Source organism: Joostella sp., assembly GCF_048266025.1.
GTDB classification, from domain to species: domain Bacteria; phylum Bacteroidota; class Bacteroidia; order Flavobacteriales; family Flavobacteriaceae; genus Galbibacter; species Galbibacter atrarenae.
In genome coordinates this window covers 1-14,094 of the sequence record NZ_JBLXAF010000005.1, presented here as the reverse complement: position 1 = coordinate 14,094, position 14,094 = coordinate 1, and the positions used below count along the sequence as shown (strand labels likewise).

Sequence of the window (14,094 nt, the reverse complement as noted above, 5' to 3'; positions counted from 1 at the left end):
AAGAGTATCCCGCTAATAAGTGGATACTCTTTTTTTTGTTGCTATTAACAATGCAATTTTCTTTTGCTTCCTATATTCTTATTCCTATGGATGTAGAAACCCAAGAAGACCATTTAAAAGCCTATGGAATTACTTATTGGGTATTGGCAAAAAATGAAAAAGTAAAATGGTTGCTTAATTACCGCGGAGGATCTTTTTTAATTTCTGATACAGAAGCTACAAGGAAAGAATGTCAAATTAGAGGGGTTTCTTTTGAAATTTTATCTGATGCAAAGGCGGAAGTAATGCTAGAGGAAATTAGCAGTCCATCCAAAAATCAAGAGTCTGTTGTTCTTGAAAAAGCACCGAAAATAGCAGTTTATTCTCCTAAAGGGAGTTTGCCATGGGATGATGCCGTAACGATGGTTCTTACCTATGCAGAAATTCCTTATGATGTTGTTTATGATACGGAAGTGTTGCAAGATAAATTATTGTTATACGATTGGTTGCATTTACATCATGAAGATTTTACAGGACAATTTGGAAAGTTTTATGGAGCTTATCGAGCTACTCCATGGTATATAAATGATAAAAAGAAAGCCGAAGAACTGGCTGCTGAATTAGGATATAATAAAGTTTCTGAAGAAAAGCTTGCAGTAGCCTCGAGTATTAGAGATTATGTAGTTGGTGGAGGGTTTATGTTTGCTATGTGTTCTGCTACCGATAGTTTTGATATCGCTCTAGCAGCATCAGAAACTGATATCTGCGAGCCAATGTTTGATGGTGATCCCTCTGAACCAAATTATCAATCGAAACTTGATTTCTCTAAGACCTTTGCCTTTCGAGATTTTCTCTTGGAAAGAGACCCTATGGAATATGAGTTTTCTTCTATCGATATGACTCATAAAAGAGAGAGTGTTCAAAAAGAAACAGATTATTTTACGCTGATGGAATTTTCAGCAAAATGGGATCCCATTCCAACCATGCTTTGTCAAAATCATACTGCTTTGGTCAAAGGCTTTATGGGGCAAACAACAGCATACGATCCTGCCACTATCCGTCCTACAGTTTTAGTGTTAGGAGAAAATAAAATAAATGGGGAGGCTCGTTATATTCATGGAATTAAAGGAAAAGGCTTTTTCACTTTTTATGGAGGCCATGATCCTGAAGATTATCAACATCATGTTGGAGACCCAAAAACAGAATTAGAACTGCATCCAAACTCACCTGGATACCGACTCATTTTAAACAACGTGCTCTTTCCTGCGGCCAAAAAGAAGAAGCAGAAAACCTAATGTTATACAACTTTCCCACTCTCCAAAAATCTATGATTTTTATCATGTAAGTAATTACGAAATAGTCGTATTTTTGCTGCATGTTTAGGGTCATATCACGAAATATTACAGTGTTTTTTTTGGTGATTGTATTGTTGATTAACAATTTCAATACCTTATTCATTTTTGGGGATTTTTTAGCGAATCAGAGCTATATAGCAAAAGTACTTTGTATTCAAAAAGAAAACCAATTAGGTTGTAATGGTAAATGCTATTTGGCAAAGCAAATCTCATTATCGCATGAGCAACAATCAGATAAAGAAATTCCTTCCGAAAGGAAACTTGTTTTAGATGTGTTTTATTTAACCTCTAATTCTACTAATCCTAAAGAGCAGATAAGTACAGCCGATACTCAGCTTTCAATTAAATTGTACAAGAATAACTATGTTCAATCTAGTTATTTGGATATCGAAAAACCTCCTCCTAATTGCTAATCGCAATATAAATTAAGAATTATCTTCTTAAAATTTAAGAATGCATTTTTATGGTTATAAAAATGTAAAAGCCACCGTATACCATATATTGAATATAAACTTATCAAATAAATTAAGATGAAATTAAAATATATAATTCCCGTTCTTTTTACTGCTGTTTTTGCTACTTCATGTTCTAATGATGATGATAGCAACGATTTAAATATTATAGATGAAATTGAAGAGTTACAATTGGTAGAAAGCATTGAAAATGATACGCATATCATTGAACTTTATACCGAAACTGGAGATTTCGAAACTGGATACAATAATATTACAACAAGAATCCTTGATAAATCTACAGAACAATATGTTGAAAATGCAGATATAGACTGGAGTCCAGTAATGGATATGGAAACAATGTCTCATTCGTGTCCTGCATCTGATGTTGATAAAATGGATAATTATAATACGCTATATAATGGGTATATAGTTTTTCAGATGACCAATGATGACGGTTCTGGATGGACATTATCCCTTGATTATACCATAGACAATGCAGCGTATGAAGCCTCTTCTACAATTACAGTCAATAGAAGTGAAACTCAAAATGTGATTGTATTTAGTGACGATACTAGTAAAAGATATGTCTTAGCACTTGTAGAGCCTTCAGAACCAATTATTGGGGTTAATGAAATGGTAGTTGGTCTTTATGAAATGGAAAGTATGATGAGCTTTCCTGAAGTTGAAGATTATACAATCGGTTTAGATCCTAGAATGCCAGATATGGGAAATCATAGCTCACCAAATAATACAGATTTAACATATACTTCTTCAGATGAAATGTATCACGGAGATTTATCACTTACCATGACGGGTTATTGGACACTAAACTTAAAGGTTTATGACGAAGATGGGACTTTATTAGCTGGAGATGATGTTACAGAAGAAGATGGAGATAAGGGTAGCTTATACCTAGAATTGATATTCTAAATTGAATTCGCTTTGGTGATTTTTATTAGGTCTTCTATTTATATAATAGTGAGGAGATTCATCAGGGCGAGTTTGATTTTAATTTAGGTGAAAATTTATTGAAGATGAAAAAGCTAATTTTTAGTATAGTACTACTGGCTATTTTCTTGCAAAAAGCTAACGGTCAAGAGCAACCTTTTTTGGTAAAAGACTCTACAAATTTTTTAAGTGAAGTAATAGTTATTGGTAATAAGAAATTAAGTAATTATCAAGAAGATAAAGCGCTAGGAAGTGTAGACGATTATCTAGAGACTGCAAATCGTGTTAATCTCATTAAAAGAGGAGCTTATGCTTGGGAACCAAGTGTAAATAATATGTCTAGCGAGCGTCTATCTGTAACCATCGATGGGATGCAAATTTTTGGTGCTTGCACCGATAAAATGGATCCAGTGACTTCATATGTTGATATTTCCAATTTATCTGAAATTAAAATATCATCAGGGCAGAGTGGTGTAGAAAACGGACAGAGTGTAGGAGGTGCTGTGGACCTTAGCTTAAAGCACCCTAGCTTTGGATCTGGATTTGCATTGACTACAGATTTAGGATATGAAACAAATGGAAACTATAGAATAGGAGGCTTAAAAGCGAAATATGGTGGAGATAAGTTTTATGTAGATGTAGATGGGATTTTCAGGAAAGCGGATAACTATGATGCAGGAAACAACGAAGAAGTGCTTTATTCTCAGTTTCAGAAATATAATATAGCATTGCAAGCTGGTTATAAAATAAATGATGATAATAGTTTGCACTCGCAAATAATTTATGACCGAGCAACAGATGTTGGATATCCCGCATTACCAATGGATGTTTCTTTGGCTGAGGGGATTATTACTTCTGTAAGTCACCATTATCAAAATTCAGAAGCTAAAATTAAAGGTTGGGAGTCTAAGATTTACTATAATAAGGTAACACATATTATGGACGATTCTAAAAGACCAGATGTCCCTATTAGGATGGATATGCCTGGTTGGAGTGATACTTATGGTTTTTATTCAAAATTAGAATTTGATAAAAATGACCATGAAATGATGTTCAATTTCAATGGATATTATAATAAGTCTTTGGCAGAAATGACAATGTATCCTAATGATCCTAGCCAGCCAGAAATGTTTATGTACACATGGCCAGATGTAAGAACATTATATTCTGGAGCTTATTTTAAAGATGAGTTTCATATTACAGAATCGCAATCGCTTACTGGAACTTTACGTATAGGGTATCAAAATAATAGAATAGCTGAAGATGTAGGGTATGAGAGTTTAAAAATATTTTATCCAGAGATTGAGCAGGAGCAAAATAGATTATTAAGTAGTATTGCTGCAACATATGCTTTGCAAAAGGAGTGGTATGATTTATCTTTTGGATTGGCTTATGGAGAAAGAGCACCTTCTGTTAGTGAAGGATATGGTTTTTTCTTGTTTAATAGCTTTGATAATTATGATTATATCGGTAATCCAGATTTAGAGAAAGAGAAATCTACTGAGCTTAATTTTAATTTTAATGTAAAAAAAGGTGACTTTACTGTCGGACTGTCTTCTTCTTATTTTTATATTAAAAATTATATTATTGGAGAAATTAATGAAGATATAGCAGCGATGACAATCGGAGCGGATGGTGTTAGAATGTATTCATCATTACCTCATGCTTCTATTTTTGATGCATTCCTTAATGCCCAATATGATTTTTCTTCGAAGCTTTCTCTTAATGCTGGAGTAGGTTATAATTATGGAGTGACAGATGAAGGGGAGAACCTCCCTTTATTAAGTCCTTTTTCTTATTTGGCTGAATTATCTTATGGAACATCTAAGTTTAATGCTTCTTTGCAATTGCAGGGAAATGCTAACCAATCGAGATATAGTCAGAATTATGGAGAAGACGAAACTCCAGGATATGGAATATTAAATGTATCTTTTGGTAATAATTTCATGCTAGGGAATAATAAATTGGTGCTTAAATATGGTATAGAAAACCTTTTAGATACTAATTATTCTACATATTCAGATTGGAATAACATCCCACGTAGGGGTAGAAACGCATTTGTAAATTTATCCTTTATTTTATGGTAATAGTCTCTAATGAGGCTATTGCTGTAAGTTAGCATTTATCTGATTATATAAATTAATATATTGTTGGTTATTAGGATACAAAGTGATTAGTTTGTTGGCTGTAATAGCAGCACTTCTTAATTGATTGTTTTTTGCATATAAATAAGAAATAACATACAACAGACTTTCATTTTCAGGAGCTATTTTTAATCCTTTTTTAGCGGTGCTTTCTGCATTTTTAAAGTTTCCCGTGCGGTCATACAATAATGCGAGGTTATAATATACTCTAATATTTTCAGGCATGTATTTTATTGCATTTTCCATTTGAGTAATAGCCGCATTGATTTTATTTAATTCTGCAAGCAATAAAGCATACGAATAATAAGTCTCCCCGTGTTCTGGTTCTTGCTCTAAAATAGTTTTATAAGCACTTTCAGCCTTTTGTAGCTCTCCATTATTGTAATATAAACTGGCAAGATTTGTTCTGATGTTATTATTTACAGGATCTAGTTTTAGCGCTTCTTCAGTATATTTTATAGCTTTATTATTGTCTCCTTGCCTTTGATAATAATCAGCTTTTTTCATTTTTCCACCTGGAAAATCAGCAATTACTTCAAGGCTAGTTTCAAATTCTTTTTCAACCTTGGAGTAAACATCTTTATATTCTTCGGGTACTTGAGAAACATCTAATCTATTAAGAGCAACAAAAGCTTTAATTCTCAGTGTTCTTTCTTTACTTTTTAATAAAGGATAAAAATAATTTAAATAATCAGCTTTATTAACGTCTTTCAGAACATCCAAAGTTGCTGCCTGTACTAAAGGAGAGTCGTCATTTAGAAAGCTAATTAATTCATTAATATCATTGGCATTTGGGTAATTACTTAATCCTTTTACAGCAGATGCTCTCGCTATATTTGGATAAGAAGTGTCTTTTGCAAGTGTCATTAAATTATGAGCTCCATTTTCTTCTCTAGATAATCCTGGTGCTAGTAAGTCGGAGAAATGATTTTTTTTAGGTTCTCCATAATATGCAATGTAATTCTTAAGAGCCCATTGGTTGTCCTTATCCGTATGGCACTGTATACAAGCATTGGGAGTGTCATATTTAATACTTAAATCTGGTCTTGGTATTCTAAAGCTATGATCTCTTCTGTAGTCATTCCCCATATAAATTCTTCCTGGCATATGGCAGTTTATACATTGAGCGCCCTCTGTATTTATTTTGTGTTTGTTGTGTGTTTCTACATTATATGTTTCAGGAGTATGACATTGTAAACATAAGTTGTTTCCTTCCAGTTTTAATTTAGTAGAATGTGGGTTATGGCAATCTGTACAAGAAACATTATTATGATACATTTTACTTTGTAAAAACGAACCATATACATAATCTTCCTCCAATATCTGACCGTCTACATGATATCGCTCTTCTATTAATAACTGTGGAAAATAATGATCGAGTAACGTTCCTTCAAAATTATAACTTTCCGTTACTTGTTCTCGGAGCATATGGCACCTTGCGCATTCGTCAATGAGTAGTTTTTGAGGCGTATCGGATGTCATTTTAATATCTTCCGCAGGTTTATAATTCTCTCCTAGTTTTTTTACTTGAGCAACATGATTTTTCCCCGGGCCGTGGCAAGCCTCACAACTTACATTTATCAGAGAATATTCAGTATTAAAGCTGTTTTTAGTTTCGTCGTAGTTTTTACGAACATTTGTAGAATGGCAGTCGGCACACATCGTATTCCAATTTAGCCCTCCTTTTGTCCAGTGGATCCATTCTGAATGAACCACTTTAAAATCAGGATATAAATCAAACCATTTGTTTTTTTCGGTATCCCAAGCAGTTCTTAGGCATTGAAATCGTCCGTCAGGAAACTTAACGATATATTGTTGTAAGGGCTTGATACCAAAAGTATATTCAACTTTATAATCGTCATATTCTCCATCAGGACCTTCGGTGTTTACATAAAACTCGCCATTCTTTTTTGAGAAGGTAGATGTAATACCTTGACTTTTAAATATTGCATCGTTGAAGTTAGCAAGTACCGTAGTGTCAGTGGCAATTTGCATTGCTTTATCATGATCAGATCCTTTCCAGTCTTTAAAAGCATTTTCATGGCAACTTACACACGACTGATCTCCTAAAAAATCTCCGTCTGGAATTTGTTTTACAGATGCGAATATCTCATCATGACTGTCTGCAGAAATTGGTTTGTATTCGTCTTTTTTATCTTTGCAACCTGTAATAATAGTGATTAACAGAAGAGATAATAGGGATATGTATTTGTTCATTATAAAGCCTTTCTTGTTAGGTTTTTTGAAATTTAAAGCGCTTTTATACATGAGGGAAGTACAGAGTAAATTTACTTATAAATTCTAATATTATAACTATCTCAACTCTGAAAAAGAGAGTTTTTTTGAGGCATTCACTCTATTAAGAATTATTATATGTTTATGTTTGAAAAATAATAGTCATACAATAGTATAAAATGAATTTTTTTCAAATTGAAGTAAAATTAAAGAATAGAAAGAGAGGCTTCCATCTTATTACTGAAGAGGTATTAAAAGCTATTCCAGAGATAAAGAAAATTGGAATTGGACAACTTCAAGTTTTTATAAAACATACCTCTGCCAGTCTAACAATCAATGAAAATGCAGATCCTACGGTACGGACAGATTTTGAAAGCCATATGAATAAAATGGTTCCTGAAAATGCGCCTTATTATATTCATACTTATGAAGGGCCAGATGACATGCCGGCACATGTAAAGTCATCGCTCATGGGGGCTTCAGTTCAAATACCTATATCCAACGGACGTTTGAATCTAGGAATCTGGCAGGGGATTTATCTATGTGAACATAGAGATTACGGCGGATCGAGATCGGTTGTGATTACTGCTTTTGGAAATTAATTTAAGACTCCTTAGCTTCAATTAGTTTATTTAAGATGTACTCAACTCCATTTTCGTCATTACTTTTGGTTTTATAGTTGGCTATCTTTATCACATTTGGATGTGCATTTTCCATAGCATAACTAAAATCGGCAAGTGCTAACATTTCTAAATCGTTGTTGTAATCCCCAAAAACCATAGTTTCAGACTTTGAGATTCCTAATTTATCCTGAAGCATTTTTAAAGCATATCCTTTATTTGCATTTGGATGTGATAAATCTAACCAGTTTTTTCCAGATACTTTTACCTGTAAACTGTCTTCCAAGTGTTTTACAGAAGGGTAAATATGCTCTTCAGAGCTTTCAAAATGGTATACTGCTATTTTTACAAAATCATCTTTATCAACCTTTGTTAAGTCTTCAACAACTTCATAAGCTGCATAATATTCATTAAATAGTTCAATGAATGTTGCATCTTTAGTTTCTATATAAGAAGATTTTTTACCACATAAAACGACAAAAACGTCATCGATACCTCTTAAGAGTTCGATAATTTGATTAGTATTTTCAGCAGGAAGATTAGTGACTAAGAGCTCTTCAGCTCCTCGCTTTGCGATACCACCATTTTCAGCAATTATTGTAATGTCATCTACAATAGAAGCTAATTTATTTGTAATACTATCATATTGCCTCCCACTCGCGGCAACAAAATGGATGTCATTAGCTTTGAATTTTTTAAACAATTCAAAAAAGGAATCGCTTACTTCTCCCTTTGTGTTTAGAAGGGTTCCATCCATATCTGTTACTACTAATCTTACTTTCGATAAATCCATAAATATAATTGTATAAGTAGCAAAAATAGGATTTCTATTTCAACTTGAAGTTAATAGTTTGTTAGGAATGTAATGCTGTTCATCGATTAAAATCGCGTATAATCTATATTTTTACTATATTGATATGATTCTAAACTAAAACTTAATTTATGAAAACAAAACAATTTTTTCTAGGAATTGGAGCACTGCTTGCGCTTAATTCGTGTTCTAAAGAAAACGCATCTACAGAAGCGGATCTAAATGCAGTCTATGTTACTTCTACCGTGAATGATTATCCAAATCTTTCTCAGGGAACAACAATAGCATTAGATTTGAGTATTAATGATTTTTCTTATTATGATGACCTTGCTAATGCGGTTGAACCATCGGAATGTCAAACTACAGCTTTTGATGATGCAGTTAATGAAACAATAGCAGAGAATATAGATCAATTAGGAGCTAGTTTCTATAGTATTTATAGCGATATTAATTTTTATATGTCCTTAGTAGATACGAGCCCGCAATATTTTGGAGCTAATGGAGAATACACGAACCTAATGAAAAAGCGTGTAAGGGATAATGAGAAATTTTGGGATATGAAAGGAGAGATCTCTGTAAAAGGGCAGCATAATGCAAGCTTTGAAAATGAAGATTTACTACGGGAAACACTTCCTTTTTTATATGGACCAGCAGCGAATATTGATGGCTTGATAGCAGATATAAGATCTATTAATGAAGAAAGTACATTTTTGATAGAGAACCCTTTTGTTTCTTTTGATGGCTTTGCAATAAATATTGATAATTTTTTCGGTAAGGGACAAGGGGATATAATTGTAATTAGTGACGGTATCGTTTCTGTGATGGCCCAAACTGGTATAGATGCTGATATTGTGTGGACGGGTATCTTAGCTCACGAATGGGGACATCAAATACAATTTGATAATAATTGGACTTATCCTGTTGAAGAAGGAAACATTCCTGAATCTACACGTTCTACAGAGTTAGAAGCTGATTTTTTTGCTGCTTATTATATGACTCATAAAAGAGGAGCTACTTACAACTGGAAACGTGTTGAAGGTTTTTTTGAACTATTCTTTAATATTGGAGATTGTGGTTTTGATGCAGATGGTCATCATGGAACACCAGCGCAGAGAATGGATGCGGCGCAACGAGGTTATGATTTGGCGCAAGGCGCTCAAAAGAAAGGCCATATTTTAACTCCACAAGAGGTTCACGAAGCATTTATTTCAGAATTACCATCTATTGTAGATTAAGACTTAAAATAGTTGATTCCATAAAAAAATCCGGTCTCGTTAAAGACCGGATTTTTTAATAAGCGGATAATATGTTGTTAAACGTTTACTTTACTTTTTCAACAATTGCTTTGAAAGCCTCTGGGTGGTTCATAGCTAAATCGGCTAAAACCTTACGGTTAAGTTCGATATCATTAGCTTTTACTTTCCCCATAAACTGAGAATAAGACAATCCGTGTAATCTAGCACCCGCATTAATACGAGTAATCCACAAAGCGCGGAATGTTCTTTTCTTATTTCTACGGTCTCTGTATGAGTAAGACATTGCTTTCTCAACCGCATTTTTAGCAACCGTCCAAACGTTTTTACGTCTACCGTAGTAGCCTTTTGCTTGCTTCAACACTTTTTTTCTTCGTGCTCTTGAAGCTACTGAATTTACTGATCTTGGCATAATTTTTAATTTTTTGTAGCAGGCGGTCTATCGACACTTTATTTCACTAATTCAACAGCATACAATTGTATATGTCTTTTAGTGGCCTGACTCCAGGGTTAAACAATATTTAATTGAACCGAAACAACAATTATTTTAAACGTAATTGTAGTTTGATATTACCTTCGTCTGCTTTAGAAACTAAAGTAGAGTGGGTAAGTGCAAGCTTACGCTTCTTAGACTTCTTTGTTAAGATGTGACTTTTGAAGGCGTGCTTTCTTTTAATTTTACCTGTACCTGTAAGCTTAAAACGCTTTTTAGCACTGGATTTAGTTTTCATTTTAGGCATATTCCTAATATTTATTTAATTATCGCGCTTATTCTCTTTTATATGTATAGTGTATGTAAAAACCTATTTTGTTTTCTTAGGTGCAATGAACATAGTCATACGCTTACCTTCCAACTTAGGCATTTGCTCTACTTTTCCTATATCTTCCATTTCTGATGCTAACTTAAGCAACAGAATTTCTCCTTTATCTTTATACACGATAGAACGACCTTTAAAGAAAACATATGCCTTAAGTTTAGCTCCCTCTTTAAGGAACTTCTCGGCATGTTTCTTTTTAAATTCATAATCGTGATCATCTGTATTAGGACCAAAACGAATTTCTTTCACAACCACTTTAGAGGCTTTCGCCTTCATAGCCTTCTCTCTCTTCTTTTGCTCGTATAAGAACTTTTTGTAGTCCATTATCTTACAAACAGGAGGCTTGGCATTTGGTGAAATCTCAACAAGATCCAAACCTAACTCTTCAGACTTTGCTAAAGCTTCTTTGGTAGGATATACACCCATCTCAATATTATCGCCTACCAATCTTACTTCTGGTACACGAATTTCTCTATTGGTCCTGTGCGGATTTTTAATCTCTCTTCTTTGAGCGTTTCTGTTAAATCTTTTAATTGCTATGGCTTATAAATTTTAATTAAACTTTATTTTTAAAACTTCTTTAATGTACGATTGATTTCTGAATTAATCAAATCTGAGAACTCATTAATTGTTATTGTTCCAATGTCGCCCTCTCCATGTTTTCTTACAGAAACCGTGCCGTCTTTTTCTTCTTGCTCTCCTATTATCAGCATATACGGGATTTTATTCATTTCTGCATCTCGTATTTTCTTGCCAATAGTCTCACTTCTATTATCAACGTGGGCGCGAATTTCGTCATTTTCCAATAAACTTAAAACTTTTTCGGCATATTTTTCATATTTCTCGCTGATAGACAATATAATAGCTTGCTCAGGCATTAACCATAAAGGGAAATTTCCAGCAGTATGCTCTAATAATATTGCTATAAAGCGTTCCATACTTCCAAATGGTGCACGGTGAATCATTACAGGTCTGTGTAGCTTATCGTCACTTCCTTTATAATTCAAGTCAAAACGTTCTGGTAAATTATAATCTACTTGTATGGTTCCCAATTGCCAGCTTCTACCCAAAGCATCTTTTACCATAAAGTCTAGCTTCGGACCGTAAAATGCGGCCTCGCCAGTTTCTATTACGTAATTAAGCTCTTTCTCTTTGGCAGCACTTAAAATAGCAGCTTCTGCCATTTCCCAGTTTTTGTCGCTTCCAATATATTTCTCTGGCTTCTCAGGATCACGTAACGATACTTGTGCAGTAAAGTTCTCAAATCCTAAAGAACCAAATACATAAAGTACAAGGTCTATTACCTTTTTAAATTCGTCATCCAATTGCTCTGGAGTACAAAATATATGAGCATCATCTTGAGTAAAACCTCGTACACGTGTTAATCCGTGTAATTCTCCACTTTGTTCATATCTATATACAGTACCAAATTCAGCATAACGCTTAGGTAACTCTTTATAACTCCAAGGACGAGAATTGTAAATCTCACAGTGGTGAGGACAATTCATCGGTTTTAATAGAAACTCTTCATCCATTTTTGGTGTACGAATAGGCTGAAAACTATCTTCACCATATTTCTCATAGTGACCAGAAGTAACATAAAGCTCTTTCTGTCCAATGTGTGGCGTAACAACTTGTTCGTAACCTGCTTTTTTCTGTGCTTTCTTTAAAAAGTTTTCCAAACGCTCTCTCAATGCAGCTCCTTTTGGAAGCCATAATGGCAGTCCTTGACCTACTTTTGAAGAGAAAGTAAATAGTTCAAGCTCTTTTCCAAGCTTTCTATGGTCTCTCTTTTTAGCCTCTTCTAGAAGCTCTAGATATTCTTTTAACTCTTTCTGTTTAGGGAATGAAATTCCATAAATACGTGTAAGTTGAGGGTTTTTCTCATTTCCTCTCCAATACGCTCCAGCAATCGAAAGTAATTTTATAGCCTTTACAATTCCAGTGTTTGGAATATGCCCACCTCTACATAAATCTGTAAAAGTATCATGGTCACAAAAAGTAATTGTCCCGTCCTCAAGATTTTCTATAAGTTCAACCTTAAATTCGTTTCCTTGCTTCTTGTAAAAATCTAATGCTTCTGCTTTTGTCACAGCACGCATTTTATAATCGTGCTTTCCTCTTGCAATCTCGAGCATTTTAGCTTCAATAGCAGGAAAATCCTTTTCAGAGATACTCTGCTCGCCTAAATCTACATCATAATAAAAACCATTGTCAATAGAAGGTCCAATAGTAAGTTTTACTCCTGGATATAATTCTTCTAAAGCTTGCGCCATTATATGAGATGTAGAATGCCAAAAAGATTGCTTCCCTTCTGCATCATTCCACGTATAAAGAATAAGACTCCCGTCGGTGGTTAAAGGCGTAACCGTTTCCACTTTTTCGCCATTAAAACTTGCAGAAATAACATTACGGGCCAAACCTTCGCTTATGCTTCTGGCAACATCCATAGGAGTTGTGTTTTTCTCAAACTCCTTAACCGATCCATCGGGTAAAGTAATCTTAATCATTTTATATACTGTTTTTCAGTTTGCAAAGATAAGGGTAAGTCTTCACGCGTACAACAGTATTAGTTTCTTTTAGTTAAGATATAATCTAAGAATTATATAAAGACCTATAATTAGGTTCTTTTTGCGAATCAATACCTGTGTAGAATCTTATTTATTATGAATGATTATAGGGTGGTAGAAGGTTTTTCTTATCCTTTAATGATTTGGTTGAATGTAATAGTGTTGTTAGTATTATATATAATAGTGTCAATAATAAGGTAAATTATGTTGCTTTGAATACTACTCATATAGATACAATCGATTTTGTAGACGTATTATAGGGTGTTAAAATATATAGTTCAGCTATAAGTATTAAAAAGTGTGATATGTTGCTTCCATATAAATAGAGTAGAGGTGTTAGTTATTTTCGTGCTTAAATAAGGTTTATATATGAGATTAGGTAGACTGTCGCCTTTCTTTTTGTTTATGACGTGCCTATACTGCTTTTAGAAGGGAGCAGTATAGGTCGGGCTATACGCTGTATCTCTTTTCGTACCTCTAAGAGGATGCCGCTTCTATCCCTCACGCGATTGCTTGGTGTAATTAATGTAAGTTTTGGATACACTTATATATAAGGACTCATTTTTCAAGTACATATAAGGATGTCTTTAATAAGACGAACGAAGCTCTCGTATTGTATAAGTCATATTATTTCTTGAATGAATAATTAATTTTCAAGTTTTTTTCTAGGAATTACACTCTATATAATAGGAGTGGGTCTTGTTTTGTTAGCTTTTGCTGTAGCCATGTGTTCAACAATCGCTACTGTGAGCCTAAGCGAGGCGGCTTCATATTTCCATAAAAGGAGCAGTGTTTGTATGTTAACAAAAAGTTTTTTTGTGGTTAAGTATCGGTTATTTAAGGGCTTACCAAATACTTTCAAAAAAAGGGCATAAAAAGCTTGGAAATAGGATTAATAATTATCTA

The 14,094-nt window shown here is 33.8% G+C and carries 12 protein-coding genes; 6 read left to right on the top strand and 6 right to left on the bottom strand.

Features of this window, described 5'->3' with window-relative positions; all coding sequences use genetic code 11:
* Positions 1-50 precede the first annotated feature (50 nt).
* From ACN0TY_RS10035 to ACN0TY_RS10020, 4 genes are all read left to right on the top strand, one after another.
* Positions 51-1,274: an asparagine synthetase B gene (locus tag ACN0TY_RS10035; RefSeq protein ID WP_417444525.1), complete on the top strand. Its 1,224-nt coding sequence runs from the start codon at positions 51-53 to the stop codon at positions 1,272-1,274.
* A 254-nt stretch (positions 1,275-1,528) separates the two neighbouring features.
* Positions 1,529-1,747, top strand: coding sequence for a hypothetical protein (locus tag ACN0TY_RS10030; RefSeq protein WP_417444381.1), 219 nt, complete (start codon positions 1,529-1,531; stop codon positions 1,745-1,747).
* Positions 1,748-1,864: 117 nt separating this feature from the next.
* On the top strand, positions 1,865-2,719 hold the full coding sequence (locus tag ACN0TY_RS10025) for a hypothetical protein (protein WP_417444380.1): 855 nt from the start codon (positions 1,865-1,867) through the stop codon (positions 2,717-2,719).
* A 104-nt stretch (positions 2,720-2,823) separates the two neighbouring features.
* A complete protein-coding gene (locus ACN0TY_RS10020) occupies positions 2,824-4,824 on the top strand; it encodes a TonB-dependent receptor plug domain-containing protein (protein WP_417444379.1) in 2,001 nt (666 codons plus the stop codon).
* 15 nt (positions 4,825-4,839) lie between these two features.
* Here the strand turns inward: ACN0TY_RS10020 and ACN0TY_RS10015 are convergent, their stop codons facing one another.
* The gene (locus ACN0TY_RS10015; protein WP_417444378.1) at positions 4,840-7,098 is read right to left on the bottom strand and encodes a tetratricopeptide repeat protein; all 2,259 of its coding nucleotides are present in this window, start codon (positions 7,096-7,098) and stop codon (positions 4,840-4,842) included.
* 197 nt (positions 7,099-7,295) lie between these two features.
* Between ACN0TY_RS10015 and ACN0TY_RS10010 the strand changes: the two genes are divergently transcribed.
* Positions 7,296-7,718, top strand: a complete 423-nt coding sequence (locus tag ACN0TY_RS10010) for a secondary thiamine-phosphate synthase enzyme YjbQ (protein WP_417444377.1) — start codon at positions 7,296-7,298, stop codon at positions 7,716-7,718.
* Between the two features lies 1 nt (position 7,719).
* On the opposite strand, the gene ACN0TY_RS10005 is transcribed toward ACN0TY_RS10010, so the two are convergent.
* Complete coding sequence (locus tag ACN0TY_RS10005) at positions 7,720-8,529, bottom strand: HAD family hydrolase (RefSeq protein WP_417444376.1); 810 nt, start codon at positions 8,527-8,529, stop codon at positions 7,720-7,722.
* 149 nt (positions 8,530-8,678) lie between these two features.
* On the opposite strand from ACN0TY_RS10005, the gene ACN0TY_RS10000 reads away from it, so the two are divergent.
* Positions 8,679-9,782, top strand: a complete 1,104-nt coding sequence (locus ACN0TY_RS10000; RefSeq protein ID WP_417444375.1) for a hypothetical protein — start codon at positions 8,679-8,681, stop codon at positions 9,780-9,782.
* A gap of 85 nt (positions 9,783-9,867) precedes the next feature.
* On the opposite strand, the gene rplT is transcribed toward ACN0TY_RS10000, so the two are convergent.
* The 4 genes from rplT to thrS all read right to left on the bottom strand — a co-directional run bounded on the left by rplT (position 9,868) and on the right by thrS (position 13,128).
* The gene (rplT, locus tag ACN0TY_RS09995) at positions 9,868-10,212 is read right to left on the bottom strand and encodes a 50S ribosomal protein L20 (protein WP_236960181.1); all 345 of its coding nucleotides are present in this window, start codon (positions 10,210-10,212) and stop codon (positions 9,868-9,870) included.
* A 130-nt stretch (positions 10,213-10,342) separates the two neighbouring features.
* Positions 10,343-10,540, bottom strand: a complete 198-nt coding sequence (gene rpmI, locus ACN0TY_RS09990; RefSeq protein ID WP_236960179.1) for a 50S ribosomal protein L35 — start codon at positions 10,538-10,540, stop codon at positions 10,343-10,345.
* 63 nt (positions 10,541-10,603) lie between these two features.
* Positions 10,604-11,116, bottom strand: coding sequence for a translation initiation factor IF-3 (gene infC / locus ACN0TY_RS09985; protein WP_317207880.1), 513 nt, complete (start codon positions 11,114-11,116; stop codon positions 10,604-10,606).
* Positions 11,117-11,187: 71 nt separating this feature from the next.
* Positions 11,188-13,128 carry a threonine--tRNA ligase gene (gene thrS / locus ACN0TY_RS09980; protein WP_236960175.1) on the bottom strand — a complete coding sequence of 647 codons (1,941 nt, stop codon included), beginning with the start codon at positions 13,126-13,128 and terminating at the stop codon, positions 11,188-11,190.
* Positions 13,129-14,094 lie beyond the last annotated feature (966 nt).

Coding starts and splice junctions, on each gene's coding strand:
- ACN0TY_RS10035 (WP_417444525.1), top strand. CDS start 51: ATGCAATTTTCTTTTGCTTCCTATATTCTTATTCCTATGGATGTAGAA.
- ACN0TY_RS10025 (WP_417444380.1), top strand. CDS start 1,865: ATGAAATTAAAATATATAATTCCCGTTCTTTTTACTGCTGTTTTTGCT.
- ACN0TY_RS10020 (WP_417444379.1), top strand. CDS start 2,824: ATGAAAAAGCTAATTTTTAGTATAGTACTACTGGCTATTTTCTTGCAA.
- ACN0TY_RS10015 (WP_417444378.1), bottom strand. CDS start 7,098: ATGAACAAATACATATCCCTATTATCTCTTCTGTTAATCACTATTATT.
- ACN0TY_RS10010 (WP_417444377.1), top strand. CDS start 7,296: ATGAATTTTTTTCAAATTGAAGTAAAATTAAAGAATAGAAAGAGAGGC.
- ACN0TY_RS10005 (WP_417444376.1), bottom strand. CDS start 8,529: ATGGATTTATCGAAAGTAAGATTAGTAGTAACAGATATGGATGGAACC.
- ACN0TY_RS10000 (WP_417444375.1), top strand. CDS start 8,679: ATGAAAACAAAACAATTTTTTCTAGGAATTGGAGCACTGCTTGCGCTT.
- rplT (WP_236960181.1), bottom strand. CDS start 10,212: ATGCCAAGATCAGTAAATTCAGTAGCTTCAAGAGCACGAAGAAAAAAA.
- rpmI (WP_236960179.1), bottom strand. CDS start 10,540: ATGCCTAAAATGAAAACTAAATCCAGTGCTAAAAAGCGTTTTAAGCTT.
- thrS (WP_236960175.1), bottom strand. CDS start 13,128: ATGATTAAGATTACTTTACCCGATGGATCGGTTAAGGAGTTTGAGAAA.